The sequence below is a fragment of the Exiguobacterium sp. s152 genome, assembly GCF_018618335.1.
In the GTDB taxonomy this organism is placed as follows: domain Bacteria; phylum Bacillota; class Bacilli; order Exiguobacteriales; family Exiguobacteriaceae; genus Exiguobacterium; species Exiguobacterium chiriqhucha.
Window position 1 is genome coordinate 421,476 of the sequence record NZ_JACSLX010000002.1, and the last position, 16,126, is coordinate 437,601.

19 protein-coding genes are annotated in these 16,126 nt (G+C 50.4%); 9 read left to right on the plus strand and 10 right to left on the minus strand.

Annotation, left to right across the window (positions count from 1 at the left end):
* Window positions 1-148: 148 nt before the first annotated feature.
* The 4 genes from KNP72_RS06170 to KNP72_RS06185 all read left to right on the plus strand — a co-directional run bounded on the left by KNP72_RS06170 (window position 149) and on the right by KNP72_RS06185 (window position 2,714).
* Window positions 149-1,084, plus strand: coding sequence for an ABC transporter ATP-binding protein (locus KNP72_RS06170; protein WP_214720492.1), 936 nt, complete (start codon window positions 149-151; stop codon window positions 1,082-1,084).
* Window positions 1,062-1,799 carry an ABC transporter permease gene (locus KNP72_RS06175; protein WP_021066754.1) on the plus strand — a complete coding sequence of 246 codons (738 nt, stop codon included), beginning with the start codon at window positions 1,062-1,064 and terminating at the stop codon, window positions 1,797-1,799. Before KNP72_RS06170 ends, KNP72_RS06175 begins: the two co-directional genes overlap by 23 nt.
* Window positions 1,800-1,864: 65 nt before the next feature.
* Window positions 1,865-2,413 (plus strand): cysteine hydrolase family protein, encoded by a 549-nt coding sequence (locus tag KNP72_RS06180; protein WP_214832515.1) that lies wholly within the window; start codon window positions 1,865-1,867, stop codon window positions 2,411-2,413.
* A gap of 106 nt (window positions 2,414-2,519) precedes the next feature.
* The gene (locus KNP72_RS06185) at window positions 2,520-2,714 is read left to right on the plus strand and encodes a hypothetical protein (protein ID WP_214720495.1); all 195 of its coding nucleotides are present in this window, start codon (window positions 2,520-2,522) and stop codon (window positions 2,712-2,714) included.
* Between the two features lie 19 nt (window positions 2,715-2,733).
* On the opposite strand, the gene KNP72_RS06190 is transcribed toward KNP72_RS06185, so the two are convergent.
* The 4 genes from KNP72_RS06190 to KNP72_RS06205 form a co-directional block, all read right to left on the minus strand.
* Entirely contained in the window at window positions 2,734-3,348 is a 615-nt protein-coding gene (locus KNP72_RS06190; protein WP_214832517.1) for a class I SAM-dependent methyltransferase, read from the minus strand.
* A gap of 103 nt (window positions 3,349-3,451) precedes the next feature.
* On the minus strand, window positions 3,452-5,359 hold the full coding sequence (locus KNP72_RS06195; protein ID WP_214832519.1) for an LTA synthase family protein: 1,908 nt from the start codon (window positions 5,357-5,359) through the stop codon (window positions 3,452-3,454).
* Between the two features lie 195 nt (window positions 5,360-5,554).
* The gene (locus KNP72_RS06200) at window positions 5,555-6,334 is read right to left on the minus strand and encodes a sulfite exporter TauE/SafE family protein (protein ID WP_034776656.1); all 780 of its coding nucleotides are present in this window, start codon (window positions 6,332-6,334) and stop codon (window positions 5,555-5,557) included.
* Between the two features lie 42 nt (window positions 6,335-6,376).
* Window positions 6,377-6,748 carry a rhodanese-like domain-containing protein gene (locus KNP72_RS06205; RefSeq protein WP_251128895.1) on the minus strand — a complete coding sequence of 124 codons (372 nt, stop codon included), beginning with the start codon at window positions 6,746-6,748 and terminating at the stop codon, window positions 6,377-6,379.
* A gap of 113 nt (window positions 6,749-6,861) precedes the next feature.
* On the opposite strand from KNP72_RS06205, the gene KNP72_RS06210 reads away from it, so the two are divergent.
* The 3 genes from KNP72_RS06210 (at window position 6,862) to KNP72_RS06220 (ending at window position 9,813) form a co-directional block, all read left to right on the plus strand.
* Window positions 6,862-7,158 (plus strand): rhodanese-like domain-containing protein, encoded by a 297-nt coding sequence (locus KNP72_RS06210; protein ID WP_214832522.1) that lies wholly within the window; start codon window positions 6,862-6,864, stop codon window positions 7,156-7,158.
* A 69-nt stretch (window positions 7,159-7,227) separates the two neighbouring features.
* Complete coding sequence (locus tag KNP72_RS06215) at window positions 7,228-8,628, plus strand: MBL fold metallo-hydrolase (RefSeq protein WP_214832524.1); 1,401 nt, start codon at window positions 7,228-7,230, stop codon at window positions 8,626-8,628.
* A gap of 63 nt (window positions 8,629-8,691) precedes the next feature.
* The gene (locus tag KNP72_RS06220; RefSeq protein WP_214832526.1) at window positions 8,692-9,813 is read left to right on the plus strand and encodes a redoxin family protein; all 1,122 of its coding nucleotides are present in this window, start codon (window positions 8,692-8,694) and stop codon (window positions 9,811-9,813) included.
* 22 nt (window positions 9,814-9,835) lie between these two features.
* On the opposite strand, the gene nfsA is transcribed toward KNP72_RS06220, so the two are convergent.
* The 4 genes from nfsA to KNP72_RS06240 all read right to left on the minus strand — a co-directional run bounded on the left by nfsA (window position 9,836) and on the right by KNP72_RS06240 (window position 13,561).
* Window positions 9,836-10,585, minus strand: a complete 750-nt coding sequence (nfsA, locus tag KNP72_RS06225; protein ID WP_214832528.1) for an oxygen-insensitive NADPH nitroreductase — start codon at window positions 10,583-10,585, stop codon at window positions 9,836-9,838.
* A 61-nt stretch (window positions 10,586-10,646) separates the two neighbouring features.
* A complete protein-coding gene (locus KNP72_RS06230) occupies window positions 10,647-11,333 on the minus strand; it encodes a hypothetical protein (protein WP_214832530.1) in 687 nt (228 codons plus the stop codon).
* Window positions 11,334-11,401: 68 nt separating this feature from the next.
* On the minus strand, window positions 11,402-12,871 hold the full coding sequence (locus KNP72_RS06235) for a catalase (RefSeq protein WP_214720237.1): 1,470 nt from the start codon (window positions 12,869-12,871) through the stop codon (window positions 11,402-11,404).
* A gap of 108 nt (window positions 12,872-12,979) precedes the next feature.
* Window positions 12,980-13,561 carry a DUF2238 domain-containing protein gene (locus tag KNP72_RS06240; RefSeq protein WP_021066644.1) on the minus strand — a complete coding sequence of 194 codons (582 nt, stop codon included), beginning with the start codon at window positions 13,559-13,561 and terminating at the stop codon, window positions 12,980-12,982.
* A 154-nt stretch (window positions 13,562-13,715) separates the two neighbouring features.
* Between KNP72_RS06240 and KNP72_RS06245 the strand changes: the two genes are divergently transcribed.
* Together KNP72_RS06245 and KNP72_RS06250 are read left to right on the plus strand one after the other, a co-directional pair.
* Window positions 13,716-14,129, plus strand: a complete 414-nt coding sequence (locus KNP72_RS06245) for a VOC family protein (protein ID WP_214832532.1) — start codon at window positions 13,716-13,718, stop codon at window positions 14,127-14,129.
* Between the two features lie 218 nt (window positions 14,130-14,347).
* Complete coding sequence (locus tag KNP72_RS06250) at window positions 14,348-14,896, plus strand: GrpB family protein (RefSeq protein WP_214720239.1); 549 nt, start codon at window positions 14,348-14,350, stop codon at window positions 14,894-14,896.
* Between the two features lie 153 nt (window positions 14,897-15,049).
* Here KNP72_RS06250 and KNP72_RS06255 read toward each other — a convergent pair whose 3' ends face one another.
* Together KNP72_RS06255 and rsfS are read right to left on the minus strand one after the other, a co-directional pair.
* Entirely contained in the window at window positions 15,050-15,775 is a 726-nt protein-coding gene (locus KNP72_RS06255) for a class I SAM-dependent DNA methyltransferase (protein WP_214832534.1), read from the minus strand.
* Window positions 15,775-16,122 (minus strand): ribosome silencing factor, encoded by a 348-nt coding sequence (rsfS, locus tag KNP72_RS06260; RefSeq protein ID WP_021066647.1) that lies wholly within the window; start codon window positions 16,120-16,122, stop codon window positions 15,775-15,777. The genes KNP72_RS06255 and rsfS overlap by 1 nt, the downstream gene beginning before the upstream one ends.
* Window positions 16,123-16,126: the final 4 nt, after the last annotated feature.

Consider the following 16,126-nt stretch of genomic DNA (forward strand, 5'->3'; position numbering starts at 1 on the left):
TATTTCAATAAGTTTTCCTTATCAACAAATTGTGAAATCAGGCTTTTGTTTCAACAATTTCAAAAATAGGTGAAACCTTGTTTCAATCTACCCCGTATAGTACGGTAATCCAGTTGGAAAATACTCTCAACGAAAGCAAGGTGACCTTATGTTATCCGTACAAAACGTACACAAGAAAATGGGGCAGACGAACGTCCTGACAAACGTCAGTTTTGACGTCACCCCTGGAGAAATCTTCGGATTCCTTGGACCGAACGGCGCCGGGAAGACGACGACGATCCGCATCATCACCGGACTCATGCCGGCGACACACGGAACTGTGACTGTCGACGGGTTCGACGTCTCAACAGATCGCCAACAAGCGCTCAGTCGCATCGGAGCCATCGTCGAGAACCCGGCCTTCTATCCATATTTGACGGGCCGCGAGAACTTGATTCATGCGATGAACTTGATTCCCGGCCTGAAGAAAGTCGACTTGAACGCCCTAGGCGCCCTCGTCGGACTCGAGACGAAGCTCGATATGAAAGTGAAACAATACTCGCTCGGGATGAAACAACGCCTCGGGATTGCCCGTGCCCTGCTCCATAACCCGAAAGTTTTGATTCTCGACGAACCGACGAACGGGCTCGACCCGGCCGGAATCGCCGATTTGCGTAACTACTTACGGCATCTAGCCGACCATCGCGGCATCGCCATCCTCATCTCAAGTCATTTATTGAGCGAGATGGAACTGATCACCGACCGGTTCGCCATCATCGACCAAGGACAAATCAAATCGATTCAAGGTGACGGCGAAGCGAAGACGGAGAGCGTCATCCTCTGTAAAGTCGACCGCAAACAAATGAACGAGGCGCTCGATGTCGTCGCACTCGCGTTCGATGACGTGAAAATCATTCAACAATCGGCCGAGACGTTCATCGTCCCACGTCCGGAAACGGATATCCCGCACTTGTTGAAACATCTTGTCGATCGCGACATCGCGGTCTATCAAATAGGCATGAAGCACGAGACACTTGAGGAGCAGTTCTTGAAAGTGACGAAGAAAGAAGGAGGCACGAACAATGCGTTCATTACTGGCCAATGAATTTATGAAGTGGCGGCGCACGATCAAACCGTTGATCGCGCTCGGCATGTATACCGGGATTATCATCTTGACGTACTTCATCGTCCGGAGCGGCGACAATCCAGGTGACGCGGAAACATTCGTCAACTATGCGACGATGGCCGCCATGACGTTCCTCGGGATTTTCACGATCGTGTTCACAGCCGAGATGATTGGAAATGAGTTGAAATTTGATACGTTGAAGCACTTGCTCATGAGCCCGTACTCGCGCGACCGGATTTTACTCTCGAAACTTGTCGCCGCTCTTTTGATCATGCTCGTCCAATTCGTGTTCATCCTTGCCGTCACGTATGGCTTCGCCTGGACGCTCGACGGAGCATTGACGTTCGAGCAGTTCCGCAACGTCTTACTTAGTGTCTCGAGCGGCGTGTTCGTCATCTTCTTGACGCTCATGTTCTCGGTCGTCTTCAAGTCCGTTGGCGTCGTCATTGGTTTCACCGTGCTCGCGAACTTCGTGTCGACGATGATTGGCGGACTCCTCATCGCTTGGAAGCCGGACATCGCCAAATGGATCGTCTTCTTGCATACGGACCTGTCGATTTATTACCAGAGCCCTGGCTTCATGGAAACAATGGACGTAACGATTTGGTTCTCGGCGTTCTATGTGTTGATTCATATCGTCGCGTTCTATATCATCACTGCATTCGTATTCCGGAGCAAAACGTTCGCTGAATGACGATTAACGCCGTCGGCAGAGTGGTACTTCATAATGTGAGACTCACTTGGAATGGAGGGACCACGATGTCAAAGACGGCGTTACTCATCATCGACATGTTCAATGATTTCGACTTTGTCGGCGGGGAGGACCTACTTCGAAACACGGAGCCGATTGTCGACCCGATATTAAAACTGAAGCGGCATTTTAAGGCGAACGATTGGCCGGTCATCTATTGCAACGACAACTTCGGACAATGGAAAGACAGCACCGAGGATATCATCCGTCACGTCGAGTCGTCGAAAGGCAACGCTATCGCTGAACGAATCGCGCCGGAAGAGAAAGAGTATTTCATCATCAAGCCGCGGCACTCGACGTTTTACGGGACGCAGCTCGACATCTTGTTGCGACAGCTCGACGTCACATCACTCGTCCTGACCGGCGTCGCCTCGGATATCTGTATCTTGTTCTCGGCGAACGACGGGTACATGCGCGAGTATGAACTCCACGTCCCGCTCGACTGCGTTGCTGCCGAGACGGACAAACGAAATGATAGCGCCTTAATCGTCATCCATGAGGCGCTCGGCATTCCGATTGACGATGCTGAGACGTATATTAATCAGCAAGACGTGTGATAAAAGCCTCTGATTGTTGGACACAGAATCCCAACATTTCAGAGGCTTTTTCGTTTTGTTTTCAGCTATGCTAGAAGTATGAAGAAACTATGAAGGATGTGACAATATGTATCTCACAATTGGATTATCGTTACTCGTTTGCTTGATTGCCCTCATTTTTACAATCATGGTCGGACTCGGGAAAGACAAATCAGACTACAATCAAAAGAAAAGCTGGTCAATGGTGTCGTGGACGTATATCGTCTTGTTCCCGGTCTCATTTTTGGCGCTCGGCCTGTTATACTATTTCATTACCCGATGACCTCGTTCATCGGGATTTTTTATTTGACCGCGACGGTGATCCCGATTGGATAATGGCGCGTCCCCCGCTTCGGTTCGACGAGCACGCCTCGCTGGTAATAGAACTCGGTCGATGTGAAGGCCGTAAATAATTCCTCAAACTCGGCCTCAGTGAACTGATGGGCATGGAAGGGCTCATTCGTCGGTTGCCCGACGCCTTGACCGAACGGTGTCGACAACACCAAGATTCCGCCTGGCTTCAATAAGTCCCACACGTTCGCCATGAACGTCTCATAGTCGGTGACATGTTCAATCGTCTCAAAGCTGACGATACAATCGAACGACCCCAGTTTGTCCGGCAACGTCCGGTCGACGACATCGCCGACGATATAGTTGACGTTCGGATGGTGATAACGCCCTTTCGCATAACGCGTCGCCTCTTCTGACAAGTCGACGGCGACGACCTCGGTCACGATCCCTTTCAAGTTCTTCGCAATCAACTGACTGCCATATCCACTCCCACTCGCAAAATCGAGGACGCGTCCGTTCATGTATAAGAGGGCGAAATGGTAACGGGCGATATGTTCAAGCAACAAGCCGTTCAGCGGGTCCATGCGATCTGGGATGACCCGTTCTCCCGTATAATCTAATGTCATCTCGTTCTCCTTTTCTGATGTGCACTTCTTTCATCTTAGTCTTCCTAAGGCGCGACGACCACAAAAAAAGAGAAAAGACTGTTTCCAATCTTTTCTCTCTTCATTATTGAGCTTGTTTGAAGCGGAGTAAATCTGAATAGATGAGCTGGTCGTTCATCTCGAGGATTTTGTTCGCTTCTGATTCAAGTGGTGCACACGCCTCACCGTCTTCTGCGACTTCGCCAGTCTTGGCGTCATAGCACATCGACTGCGTGAACAGATGGTCTTGCGTCACGACCGTTCCATCACGGAAGATGGCGCGGTCATAATGCTCTTTCGAGAACAAGTCGTTCCCGAATCCGACCTGTTCTGACGTATCGATTCCAAGCAAGTGCTGAATCGTCGGGTTCATGTCGACATGACTTCCGATCGTCTCGTGCACTTCACCTTTGTCTTGTCCCGGCAAATGAATCGCGAACGGGACCGCTTGGAGCTTGGCGACGTCGTATGGCGTCAACTCGTCTTTCCCGAGCAGATCCGCCATGGCGGCGTTATGGTTCGTTGAGATGCCGTAATGGTCACCGTAGACGACGAAGATCGTGTCATCCCACATGCCGTTCGCCTTCAACTCGTCGATGAACAAGCCGAGGGCGTAATCCTGATAGGCGAGCGCCTGCGGGAAGTTGTTGAGCGTCGTCGAGTTCGTCTCAAATTTCGGGACGAGCTCGTGCTTCTCACTCGGCATCGTGTACGGGAAATGGTTCGTCAGCGTGATGAACTTCGCATAGAACGGTTCCGGCAGCTCTTCGAGCATCGGTACCGATTGGCGGAAGAACTCATCATCGAGAAGACCCCACTCCGTCATATCCTCAGGGTTTCCGAGGTCGTAGCTGGCTTCGTCAAAGAACTTGTCGACGCCGATGTTTTGATACATCTGGTCTCGGTTCCAGAACGACTTGTTGTTGGCGTGGAACACGGCCGAGTAGTAGTTGTCATCTTTGATGACTTCTGGTAACGCGTTGTATTCGTTATCGGCGTTCGTGAAGTAGACTCCTCCACGCGAGAGGCCGTAGAGCGAGTTATCGAGTGCGAACTCGGCATCTGACGTCTTCCCTTGGCCGGTCGTATGGTAATAGTTCGGCCAGTAGTGTGACTCTTCGATCAGTTTGTTCAAGTTCGGCGTGATGTACTCGCCGTTCGACGCTTTCATGTTGTGCGTGAAGTTTTGGGCCGACTCGAACGAGACGACGACCACGTTCTTGCCTTTATATTTCCCGAACATCTCCGGGTCCGGCGCCGCATAGTTCTGACGTGTGAAGTTCTCGACTTCATCCAGTTCAGATCCGTCTGCGAGCGCTTTTTGGGCCGATGTCTTCGTTTGAAGCATGGCATCGTAGACGTGGAAGTTGAACGTTCCTAAGTTTTTGACCAACAGTTCTCGGTCGAACGAGCGCGTGAGTAACTCTGGACGCTCCGTTTCCGCAAGGACGAGGTTGAACCCGAACATGGCGGCGGCTGCCGTAAATGTGATCAAGACGCGGCGCTGTGACGCTTGGCTCGTCTCTTTCATTTTCCATAGTAGGAACGGGAGCACGACGAGATCACCTAACAAGAGCAAGTCTTTCCATTCGAGAAGCGAGAGGAATGACGACGAGAGCGTCTCCATGTTCGACGATTGGAATAGGACTGGTACGGTCAAGAAATCCGTGAACTCACGGTAATAGGTCGTATCCGCGAACAAGATGAGCGAGGAGACGAGATATAGACTATAAAGCGCCCACTTCCTCTTATTTCCCCCGAAGAAGAAGCTGAAGGCGAACAAGAACAACGTGAAGCTGAGCGGGTTGATGATGAGAATAAATGCCTGGACCGCATTCTCGGCCGGCATGTTGAAGAAGAACTGATACGCGATCAGCGACTTCGTCCATAACAGGATGGTGAACATCCAGAACAGACGATGTGTTTTGAACGAGTCGAGCGCCGATTGGCGGAATCGGTCCATTCTTCCTTTCGGTTGATTCGTGTGATTCATGTAAACACTCCTTATATGCAATTCAAGTGAAAGGCTCATTTTCTTTTTAGACGTATAGCCTCTATTTTAACGTTCTTGTGAACCCGATTCAACTAATCGACGTTTACAACTATACATAAACTTAACAATTCCATTGCAGTCTTTACACAAAAAAGGCTACCAAGTCGCCTTGGTAGCCATTTAACATTGATTCGATTAACCGATGATGTCCATCCAAATTTTTACTGTACTCGCTAAAATGAGTAGCGCTAAAATCATCTGCAGTGATTTTGTCTTCATGTTTTTACCGACGTTCGCGCCGAGCGGTGCGGCGATCAAACTGGCGATAATCATGATGACGGCAGGTTCCCACACAATTTGATCGGTGATAATTTTCCCCGCTGTCGAACCGATTGACGAGATGAACGTGATGGCAAGCGAACTCGCGATCGCCATCTTCGTCGGAATCCGGAGCACGACGAGCATGATTGGCATCAAGATGAACGCTCCTGCTGCCCCGACGATCCCTGCTGCCACCCCGACGATGAACGCCGAGCTCGATGCGATCACTTTATTGAATGTGACTTGGTCGAGCGGAACATCCTCGACGTTCTTTTTCGGTAAGAACATCATGATTGTCGCAATGGTCGCGAGCACGGCATAAACGACGTTAATCAAGTTCTCAGACAAGAGCGTCGAGCCGTAGCCTCCGATGAAACTCCCGATCAAGACGGCGACACCCATATACAAGATGAGCTGTTTGTTCAAATAACCGCCCTTCCGGTATGCGTAAATTCCGCCGATCGTCGCGAAGAAGACTTGAATCGCGCTGATCCCCGATACTTCGTGGGCGCTGAACGCAGCGAAGCCGAGGAGCGGTGGAATATACAACAACATCGGATATTTAATAATCGATCCGCCAATTCCGACCATCCCTGAAATGAACGACCCGATAAAGCCGATCAAAAAGATGGTGATGATAAATCCAAATTCCATATCAATTCCTCCCATTCCCTACCCTATATAATAAGTAAGTTTTTATTTTTGTTCCCAGGCAATCATACCGCCCGAGACATCATAAACTTCAGTGTAGCCACGTTCTTTCAACAGTTGTGCCGCTTGGGCGCTTCGATTTCCGCTCCGGCAGATGACATAGATCGGCTCATCTTTCGGATAAGGTAATTCGGTTTCATTTAATGAAGAAAGTGGTGCGTTCATCGCTCCTTCGATATGCCCCCCCACGTATTCGTCCACTTCTCGGACGTCTAACAAGGTTATTTCTTCGTTTTCCAATCTGTTTTGTAGTGTTTCGACGTCGATTTTTGTAATTCTAGTCTCTTTGGACGTGAAAAGAACGATTCCGATCGTCACCAGCACCAAAATCGATAAAATCAGCATTAATTTCTTCAATTTTCGACCTCCGATTCTTTTTATTGCATTCAGTATACCTCAGGGGGTATATTAAAAACAACGAAAGAAACTCACTTCAAAAATTCTACAATCACAAAGGAGATCAATGACTCATGAAAACCATTTCGACAACTGAACTAGAAACATTGCTTCAATCTGATGAAACACTCAACTTGATTGATGTTCGGGAGACAGACGAATTTACAGGTGGCCACATCAAGCAAGCGAAAAACGTGCCACTCTCTGAATTCGGTGCGAAAGTCGATGAGCTCGATCGTTCGAAACCGATTCACGTCATCTGTGCGGCAGGCGGACGAAGCATGAACGCTTCGGCTTACCTTGATTCACTCGGCTTCGATGTCATCAACGTCGATGGCGGCATGATGAGCTGGACGGGCGAAACAGTCTAACAATCTTCTATATATATATTTCAAAAACGACAATCGTTTACAGTCAACTATTCTTAGGGGGTATTTCACATGTTATTACGTTATTTCTATGATCAAAAATTAGCACAAGCATCTTATATGGTCGGTTGCCAAATGACCGGCGAGGCCGTCGTCATCGACCCGGCCCGTAACATCACACCGTATCTTCAGGAAGCTGAAAAAGAAGGCATGAAGATCGTCGCGACGGCTGAGACTCACATCCACGCCGACTTCGTCTCAGGTTCACTCGAGCTTGCGAAACGTACCGGTTCAACGGCTTATCTATCAGACGAAGGCGACGCGTCATGGAAATATGCATTCGCGAAAGACATCGACTCAAAACTTGTCAAAGATGGCGACACGTTCAAAGTCGGTAACGTCACACTCGAAGTCATGCATACACCAGGTCACACGCCAGAACATATCTCGTTCTTGCTGTATGACCGCAACCAGACACAACCAATGGGCATCTTCACAGGTGACTTCGTCTTCGTCGGCGATATCGGTCGTCCTGACTTGCTCGAAGAAGCAGCCGGTGTAAAAGGAACGACAGCAATCGGTGCCGAGCAAATGTTCGACTCGCTCAAGAAGTTCAAAGATCTTCCTGACTTCGTTCAAGTTTGGCCGGGCCACGGTGCCGGAAGTGCCTGCGGGAAAGCGCTCGGCGCCATCCCGACATCGACGGTCGGTTACGAGAAAGCGACGAACTGGGCGCTTCAGATGACAGACAAAGACGCGTTCATCAAAGAGTTGACGACGGACCAACCAGAACCGCCGAACTACTTCGCGATGATGAAAAAAGTGAACAAAGAAGGCAACCAAGTCACGAACGAAATCGCTCGTCCAGAAGTCGTCGGTTCGGACCGCCTCGATACGCTCGTCGAGGAAACACAAGTCGTCGATACGCGTAAAGGGGAAGAGTTCGCCAAAGGTCACGTCCCAGGCACAATCAACATCCCTTACAACACGAAGTTCGTCTCATGGGCCGGCTGGCTCGTCAACTTCGACAAAGACATCACGCTCATCGCGAGCGCGGAAGATGTCGATCAAGTACAGACGGACCTCCAATCAATCGGTCTCGACCGTCTCCGCTTCGTCGTCCCAGTCGAAGAACTCGGTCAAGAATTGTTGACGGAAACGTACACGGACGTGACAGCGGAACAAGCGATCGAGTCGGCAGAAAAAGGTGACGTTTTCGTCCTCGATGTCCGGAATGCGACAGAATGGAACGCGAGCCACTACGAGAAAGCCGAGCGCATCTTACTCGGTAAACTGGCACGCGACCATGAAGGTCTCCCGACAGATCAAGCAATCGCCGTTCACTGTGCATCTGGCGTCCGTTCACGGATGGCCGCGAGTGTGCTTCAATCACTCGGCTACAAGGATATCCAAAACATCCTCGGTGGCTATGGCGCGATGAAGACTGTCCTCAATGCAGAACAAATCGGCTAATGCTATACTACAAACAAAGAAAGCGCCCACTCGTTTGGGCGCTTTTTCTCTAGGAGGGATTGTGTGATTGCGATCGGTCCATTGAACGTTCGACTCGATTTGCTGGCTATGATGGCCAGCCTACTTATTCTCTACATCGGCTTTAAAAAAATCGGCTTGTCGGAAAAAGAACGCGATGCCGTCCTCGGGACATGGTTCGCCGGTTTCCTCGCTTGGAAAGGAAGCGCGATCGTCCTCGGTCTCGCGTCGACAGGAAGTTTGGCCTTATCCCTTTATGCGACCGGCGGCACGTGGTCACTTCTCATTGCCGCTGCCGTGATTGCTATTTTTGTATTCCGGCTTACACCTAGCCTTCGTGGCTATTGGTTGTTCTCGGCCTTGGTCTTTTGGTTTGCGGTGACGCTCGTCGTCCCCAAATATGGGATGCTCCCACTGCTCTCATCTCCGCAACCGCTCCATATCTATATGGCCGGCCTAATCGCCTTGCTGCTCGTCACGACATGGCGCTGGATGCAGAGTCCTACGCTCGGATTGTTACTCTGGACCGTGGTCGGTGCGTTCGCGATTTGGTCGGTCGGGTCGCTTGTGACCGATACATTCGAGTTGTGGTGGCTCATTCCGCTCTTTCTTCTCATCGCCGTCGCCACATATGTAGCACGGCCATCTCAAAAGGCGGTCCAATACGGACTCGGGCTCATCGTCGTGCTCGCCGTCATCAACGCGAGCTTACCGGACGAGACGCCACGGCTCGAGGCCGACTCGTCCCAGACCGGATTGAACATCGGCCAAGTCCCACCGAATTTTGAGTTGAAGCGAACCGATGGGACGCCGTTCAACTTGGAAGATTTACGCGGTGAGCGGGTCGTCGTCAACTTCTGGGCATCGTGGTGCCCTCCGTGCCGGGCCGAGATGCCGGACATGGCCAAGTTTGCCCGAGAACAAGACGATGTGACCATCGTCGCCGTCAATACGACGACGAGTGAACGGGACATCGAGGATGCGCGGACGTTCGTCGCCCCATATGAAGATGCGTTCAAGGTCGTCTATGACGAGGAAGGAATCGTCGGTAACGCCTACCGAATTCAAGCGATGCCGACAACATACGTCCTTGATGAAAATGGGGTCATCATTGCCAAGCAATTCGGCGCGATCGACCACGCCTGGCTCGATGCCGAGACAAACTAAAAACCGCCTCCCGGCGGTTTTTTCATTGCTTCAAATAGCCTTGCGTCTTCAAGAAGTCTTTCACGTCGAGCCGGGTTGGTTTTGACAACATCCGTCCCATCTGTCCGGTCCATGTATCACTTCGTTGGTTCGACCCGCGGACCGCATAGTAGTCGTGAATCGTCGCATCATACGCATCGAGTTCTTGTTTGAGTTGCTCTGCGTCTGCGACGTACGTGTTCTCGTGATAAATATGTTCGAACGGGAGGCGCGGTTTCTGGCCTTCGACGTGCTCCGGTACACCGACAGCAAGTCCGAAGAGCGGCAATACCCGCTCCGGTAAACTGAGCAGTTCCTTCACGGCGAACATATCGTTGCGAATCCCACCGATGTAACAAATGCCGAGGCCCATCGATTCAGCGGCCACGACCGCGTTTTGGGACGCGAGCGCGGCATCGATGACCGCGACGAGCAGCTTCTCGTCCGTCTCGAGCGTCGCATTCACTTCGGCCTCCCGCAGCTCCCCGATCAACTCGTGTCGATACAAATCGGCGCAGAAGACGAAAAAGTGACCGTTGTCGATGACGTACTGCTGGTTACCGGCAATCTCGGCCAGCCTTGCTTTCTTCTCCGGGTCGGTCACCCCGATAATCGAATAGGCTTGGATAAAGCTCGACGTCGAGGCGCGCTGGGCACTCTCGACGATGAGTCGGATTTGTTCGTCGGTCAACGTCTCGTCCGTAAATGAACGGACGGAGCGATGGTTCAATAGTGTGTCGATTATTTGGTTCATAAAACATCCCCCTTTTTCTTATATTTACATAGAGGGAACGTCCCCGACAATTTTAGAGACCTCACTCCACTCCATAAATGGCCCAAGGTAACCATATGACAGGCTCGGTCTCAACGTCTTCTTGATTGCTATATGCACAATAGCGTTCCGCTTCTTCAAGCGTAGGAATGAAACCATTTTTATTGAGTCGAAACGTGAACTGCTTGGCGAAGTCTTGCTCTAGACTATTGCATAAATACGAGTGAAACATACCGTTCTCATAACCGAGCACTTCGTACCCGAGCAATTGTCCTAATGGCGCGTCGTATCCGTGTCGTAACATGAAACGTTCGACACCGTAACGCTCGGGACTCTCTCCTTGGTCACCTTGTACTAAAAATTCAGCAACATAAGATTCCGGCAGCCCGATTTCAATGATGTCGAGTTCAATGTGAGAGAAGAAACGGTCCCGAAATGCCTTAGCGAGTTCAATCGTCTGAAACGCTTGAGGAAATCCGAGTTCTCCGCTCTCCTGATAGATTTCTACCCATTCTGTAAGCGTGGAGAACTCTTCTTCAGGGAGTCGCAGTCGTTCCCGGTACTGATCTTTTCCATGTTTTGACGTCCCCCAAAGTACATCGAGCGTCGGATGTTGCCCACAAATGCATGCACTCGCTGATTGGACGAACTCCGGAATGAGTTGCGCGTCCATATAGTCAGCTCGTTTTGTACGTTCAATCAGTAAGTATCCCCCACTTCGCACCTTCATCTCATCACCTCTAATCTCTAGTATACGCAAAAAAAGCAGAATGGCGTTTTTCCACTCTGCTTCCGTGCTTATTCCGTCACTTGATTCAAGAATGGTGTGATATCGACGTTGAGTGCTTCCGAGAGACGCGCGCCGAGGTCGCGGTCGGCCCGATAGAAGTTGCAGATCAAGAGGAGCACCGTGTTTTCATGGCGGACTTCTTTAATGTGCGCCACCAAGTTGTTCACGAGTGCCGTCTTCTCTTCTTCCGAGTAGCGACGGTACACTTCTCCAGCTTGACCGAAGTCATTTGTCTTCTCGATTTTTTGACGTCCAGCCACTCCTGAGATTGGTTGTTCCGTCTCGATATAAGCCGCGTCCGGTTTCGGTGCGTCCTCATAGCGGTTCGGTTCATAGTTGACCGGGCTCGTCTGTTGTTTGAACGGCATCACGCCATCACGCTGATTGTTCGACACTTGTGCGAACGGACAGTTGATCGGGAGCTGCAAGTAGTTCGCCCCGATACGATAACGTTGCGTATCCGAATAGGAGAACAAGCGACCTTGGAGCATCTTGTCTTCAGACGGTTGAATCCCAGGTACGAGCACGCCCGGGTTGAATCCGACCGATTCCGTCTCGGCAAAATAGTTGTCGACGTTTTTGTTAAGCGTCATCGTACCGACGAGTTGATACGGGATGACATCTTCGAACCAGTCTTTTGTCGCGTCGAGCGGATCGAAATCGAAGTTATCCATATCGGCCGGGTCGAGGATTTGGACGTAGAGATCCCATTCTGGGAAGTCGCCTTCCTCGATGGCGTTGAACAAGTCGCGTGTCGCATGGTTGAAGTCTTCGGCCTGTACTTTCGCCGCTTCTTCCATCGACAAGTTTTTAATGCCTTGTTTCGGGACCCAACGGAGTTTTATGTACACCGTGTTTCCGTATTCGTTAACCCATTTGAATGAGTGGACCGATGAACCGCGCATATGACGGTATGAGGCTGGAATCCCTTCATCGCTGAACAAGTGGATGAGCATGCTCGTCGATTCCGGCGTGAGCGACATGAAGTCGAAGAAACGGTCTGGGTCTTGCAAGTTCGTCCGTGGGTCCGGTTTAAGTGAGTGGATCACGTCTGGGAATTTGATGGCGTCACGGATAAAGAAGACCGGTAAGTTGTTTCCGACGAAATCATAGTTCCCTTCTTCCGTGTAAAACTTGACCGAGAATCCACGTGGGTCACGAAGCGTCTCTGGTGAGCCAAGACCATGGATGACGGTTGAGAAGCGAGCGAAGATTGGAGTCTCTTGCCCTTCTTCCTGCAAAAATTTGGCTTTTGTATATCGTTTCATGCTATTTTTAACTTTGAAGACACCGTGTGCTCCGGCACCACGAGCATGAACGACCCGCTCCGGCACGCGCTCACGGTCAAAGTGGGCGAGTTTTTCAATGAGTTGATAATCTTCGAGAAGTGTGGGGCCGCGGCGACCCGCTGTGATGGAGTTGGCGTTATCCCCGATTGGGACGCCTTGGTTAGTAGTTAGACGACGATGTTGATCCATATTGTTGCCTCCTCTTTATAATCATTCTTACAAAGTTAATGATATTAAAAGATAATAATTATTACAAATAAAACGCTCGAGCAATACTCGGGCGTTTTGCAATCGCTTTCAGTTTTTACGTTTCTTATGTTGTTCTTTTCGGTGAATCTCGGTCACGAGCAAGGCCGCGATGATGCCGCCGAGTGATCCGGCAACGAGATCGACCATCGTGTCGTCGTTCCCGTTCCCTTGCATCGTCGTGTTCAATAGCAAGTCCGATGTGAATTCATACATTTCCCAAAGTGCCGCCCCGGCCATCGCGAAGACGACGATATAGACGAAGACGAACCGCTTCGGCATCTCAAGTCGGATGTCCTCATCAAGTCGACTTAAGAAATCGAAGCCGAGAAACGCCAAAAACACCCCACTCAACACGTGAAGAAACGTGTCCCACCAACCGTTCGAATACAATCCGACAATCGACCCCAAGTACTGCGACGCAAACAAGAATAAGATATAGGCGACTTTCATTTTAGCGTCGAACTCGGTTTTGAACGTCTTCTCGAGGATGAACGGAATCAAACCCGACACGATCCCCGCCCCGGCGACGCTCGCGTCAAACCACTCTCCTTCGATGATCGACGTGACGAGTATGACCGCCATGAACAACACGAACCCGAATTCTAGTAGACGTCCTCGTGTCAGTTTCATCTCCTTACGCCTTCTTTCGTAAGAATGTCTCATCTACTCCATTCCCGTTTCAGCGACCGTTTCAACAACCTTGTCCGAAAATTCGTGCTTTTGTCGGATTCTTCCGTCATCCGTTTGTCTCATACTGAAAGAAACGATTCGAGGAGGAACACTCATGCCGATCAACCCTTATCTCAATTTCAATGGCGACTGTCGCGACGCCGTCCTGTTTTATGCCGGCGTCTTCGCCGAGCCCGCCCCGGACATCATGACGTTCGGTGCCCAGCCTGGACCGGACGGTGAACCTGTACCGGACGAGCTGGCCGACCTCGTCCTCCATGCCCGTCTGAGCGTCCATGGTACATCGCTCATGTTTTCGGACGCTATGCCGGACGGTCCGGTCACGTTCGGGCAGAACATCACACTCGCCGTCGTGACAGATGACCTCCACGCCATCCGTCGAGAATTCGAGGCTTTATCTGCCGGTGGCCGTGTCCTTATGCCGCTCCAAGAGACGTTCTGGAGCAAGGCGTATGGCATGGTCGAAGACCGTTTCGGTGTCCAATGGCAATTCAGTCACGAGGCTTGACCATGACAAAGACCCCATGCTACTTGCAATGGGGTCTTTCGACTCTTTTTATGATTAGCATTATGACGGGGCCATGAATCAACATTGAATTACTTGTGAACGGAGAAACAAGGCTGTAAGCAAAATGAGATAAAAATTATCTGGTTCTCTATATCGCGTTTAAAAATGAGGTTCTGGGTATAAAGTGAAAAAAACTTTCAGGGAGATGGGATAAACTCATGAAAGAAGACAAACACGAGCACTCAAATATTCCAATTTGGGCTTATGAGACTATTGAAATAGAAGATTCTAACGTGCAGTGGGCACGGTTAGGTCTACAAGAAACAAGAGAGTTGTTCGACTTACTTTCAAAGTTTGACATCAAGGAAGCAGAACACATAGGTAGTACGGCCGTTCCTGGTCTACCCGCAAAACCTATTATAGATGTGATGATTAGTATCGAATCGTTTGAAAAAATCCACGATATTGTTGATACATTAACGTTGCATGATTGGCACTATGTACCACCTGAACTAGATGGACAAACCTGGCGGAGATTTTTTGTGAAAGTAAAAAATGATAAGCGAGTTGCTCATTTACACATCATGAAAGTGGCAGAAGATCGTTGGGGAAAACAGATTGAGTTTCGAGATAAATTACGAGACAATCCTTCGCTTGTAAAAGAGTACGGGCTTCTTAAAAGGCATTTAGCAAAAGAATTTCGTAATGACCGAGAAAAGTATACTCAAGCTAAAGCTGCCTTTATAAGTCAAGTATTAAACACCTGACTTGGAGGCACGGAAACACGAATTGGGCAAACATGACTGCAACGATGCTTCACTTCGGGCAGAACCATCAATAAAAAAAGAATCAGACCGCATGTTGCGATTTGATTCGTTAACAGCTCGAGACCCCATCGCAAATCCGCGATGGGGTCTCGTTTATTTCTGAGCGACAAAAAAGATTCGTTCTGCGTTCGGGCCCGGAGCTTGGTCCGTGAAGTCAGCGGTGACCGATTTCACATGGAAGCCGGCCCCGATGAGCCATTGCATATACTGCCCCGACTCATACGTCCGTTGCTCATGCGTCTCCTCGACGCGATCATACGTGCCATCCTCGAGGGCGACGAAGAACGTCAAATCGTGAACGACCGAGAGCGGTGCTTCGCCCGGGTCGGCGAACCAGATATACGAACAATCTTCCCCGTTCGAGGCATACGTCTTCTGGTTGAAAAGCGTCTGCATCTTGTTCGGCGAATGCACATCAAAGATGAACATGCCGCCCGGTTTCAATTGTTCGTACACCGCCTCGAACGTGTCGATGACATCGGCCTCATCCTCGAGATAGCAAAGCGAGTCACAGAGGATTGTCACGGCGTCGACCGGGTGTGGCAATTCAAGCTCCCGCATATCCTGTTGCCAGAGCGGAAGCGTGATGCCTGCCTCGAGCGCTTTCTCTTGGGCGACTTCGAGCATCGACTCAGATAAGTCGAGTCCGATTGTCTCGTAATGCTCCGCCAAGCGAATCGTCGCCGAGCCCGTCCCGCATCCGACGTCAGCAAGCGATGCACCGTCTTTGACATGGCGACGCACGAAGGCGACCCAGTCCTCGTACGGGGCATCTTTCATCAACTCATCGTAGACGTAGGCGAACCCTTCGTACGCCATTAGCCGACTTCTACTTCCACTTGTGGCGCATCTGCCCACAATTTTTCAAGGTTGTAGTAGTCACGGTCATCGCGATGGAAGATATGGACGACGACGTTTTCGAGGTCAGCGAGGACCCAACGTGCCGAGTCCATGCCTTCGAATTTGTGGAGCGGGAGCTCATGCTCACCGGCCACGTCTTTGATTTCGCGCGCGATCGCTTGGACTTGCTTCTCTGAATTACCGTGGCAGATGACGAAATAATCTGCGACCGGTGAGATGCCTTCCATGTCGAGGACGACGATATCTTCGGCACGCTTATCGTCAGCGGCCTTCACGATCAATTCTAATTCTTCTTTTACAGTCATACTG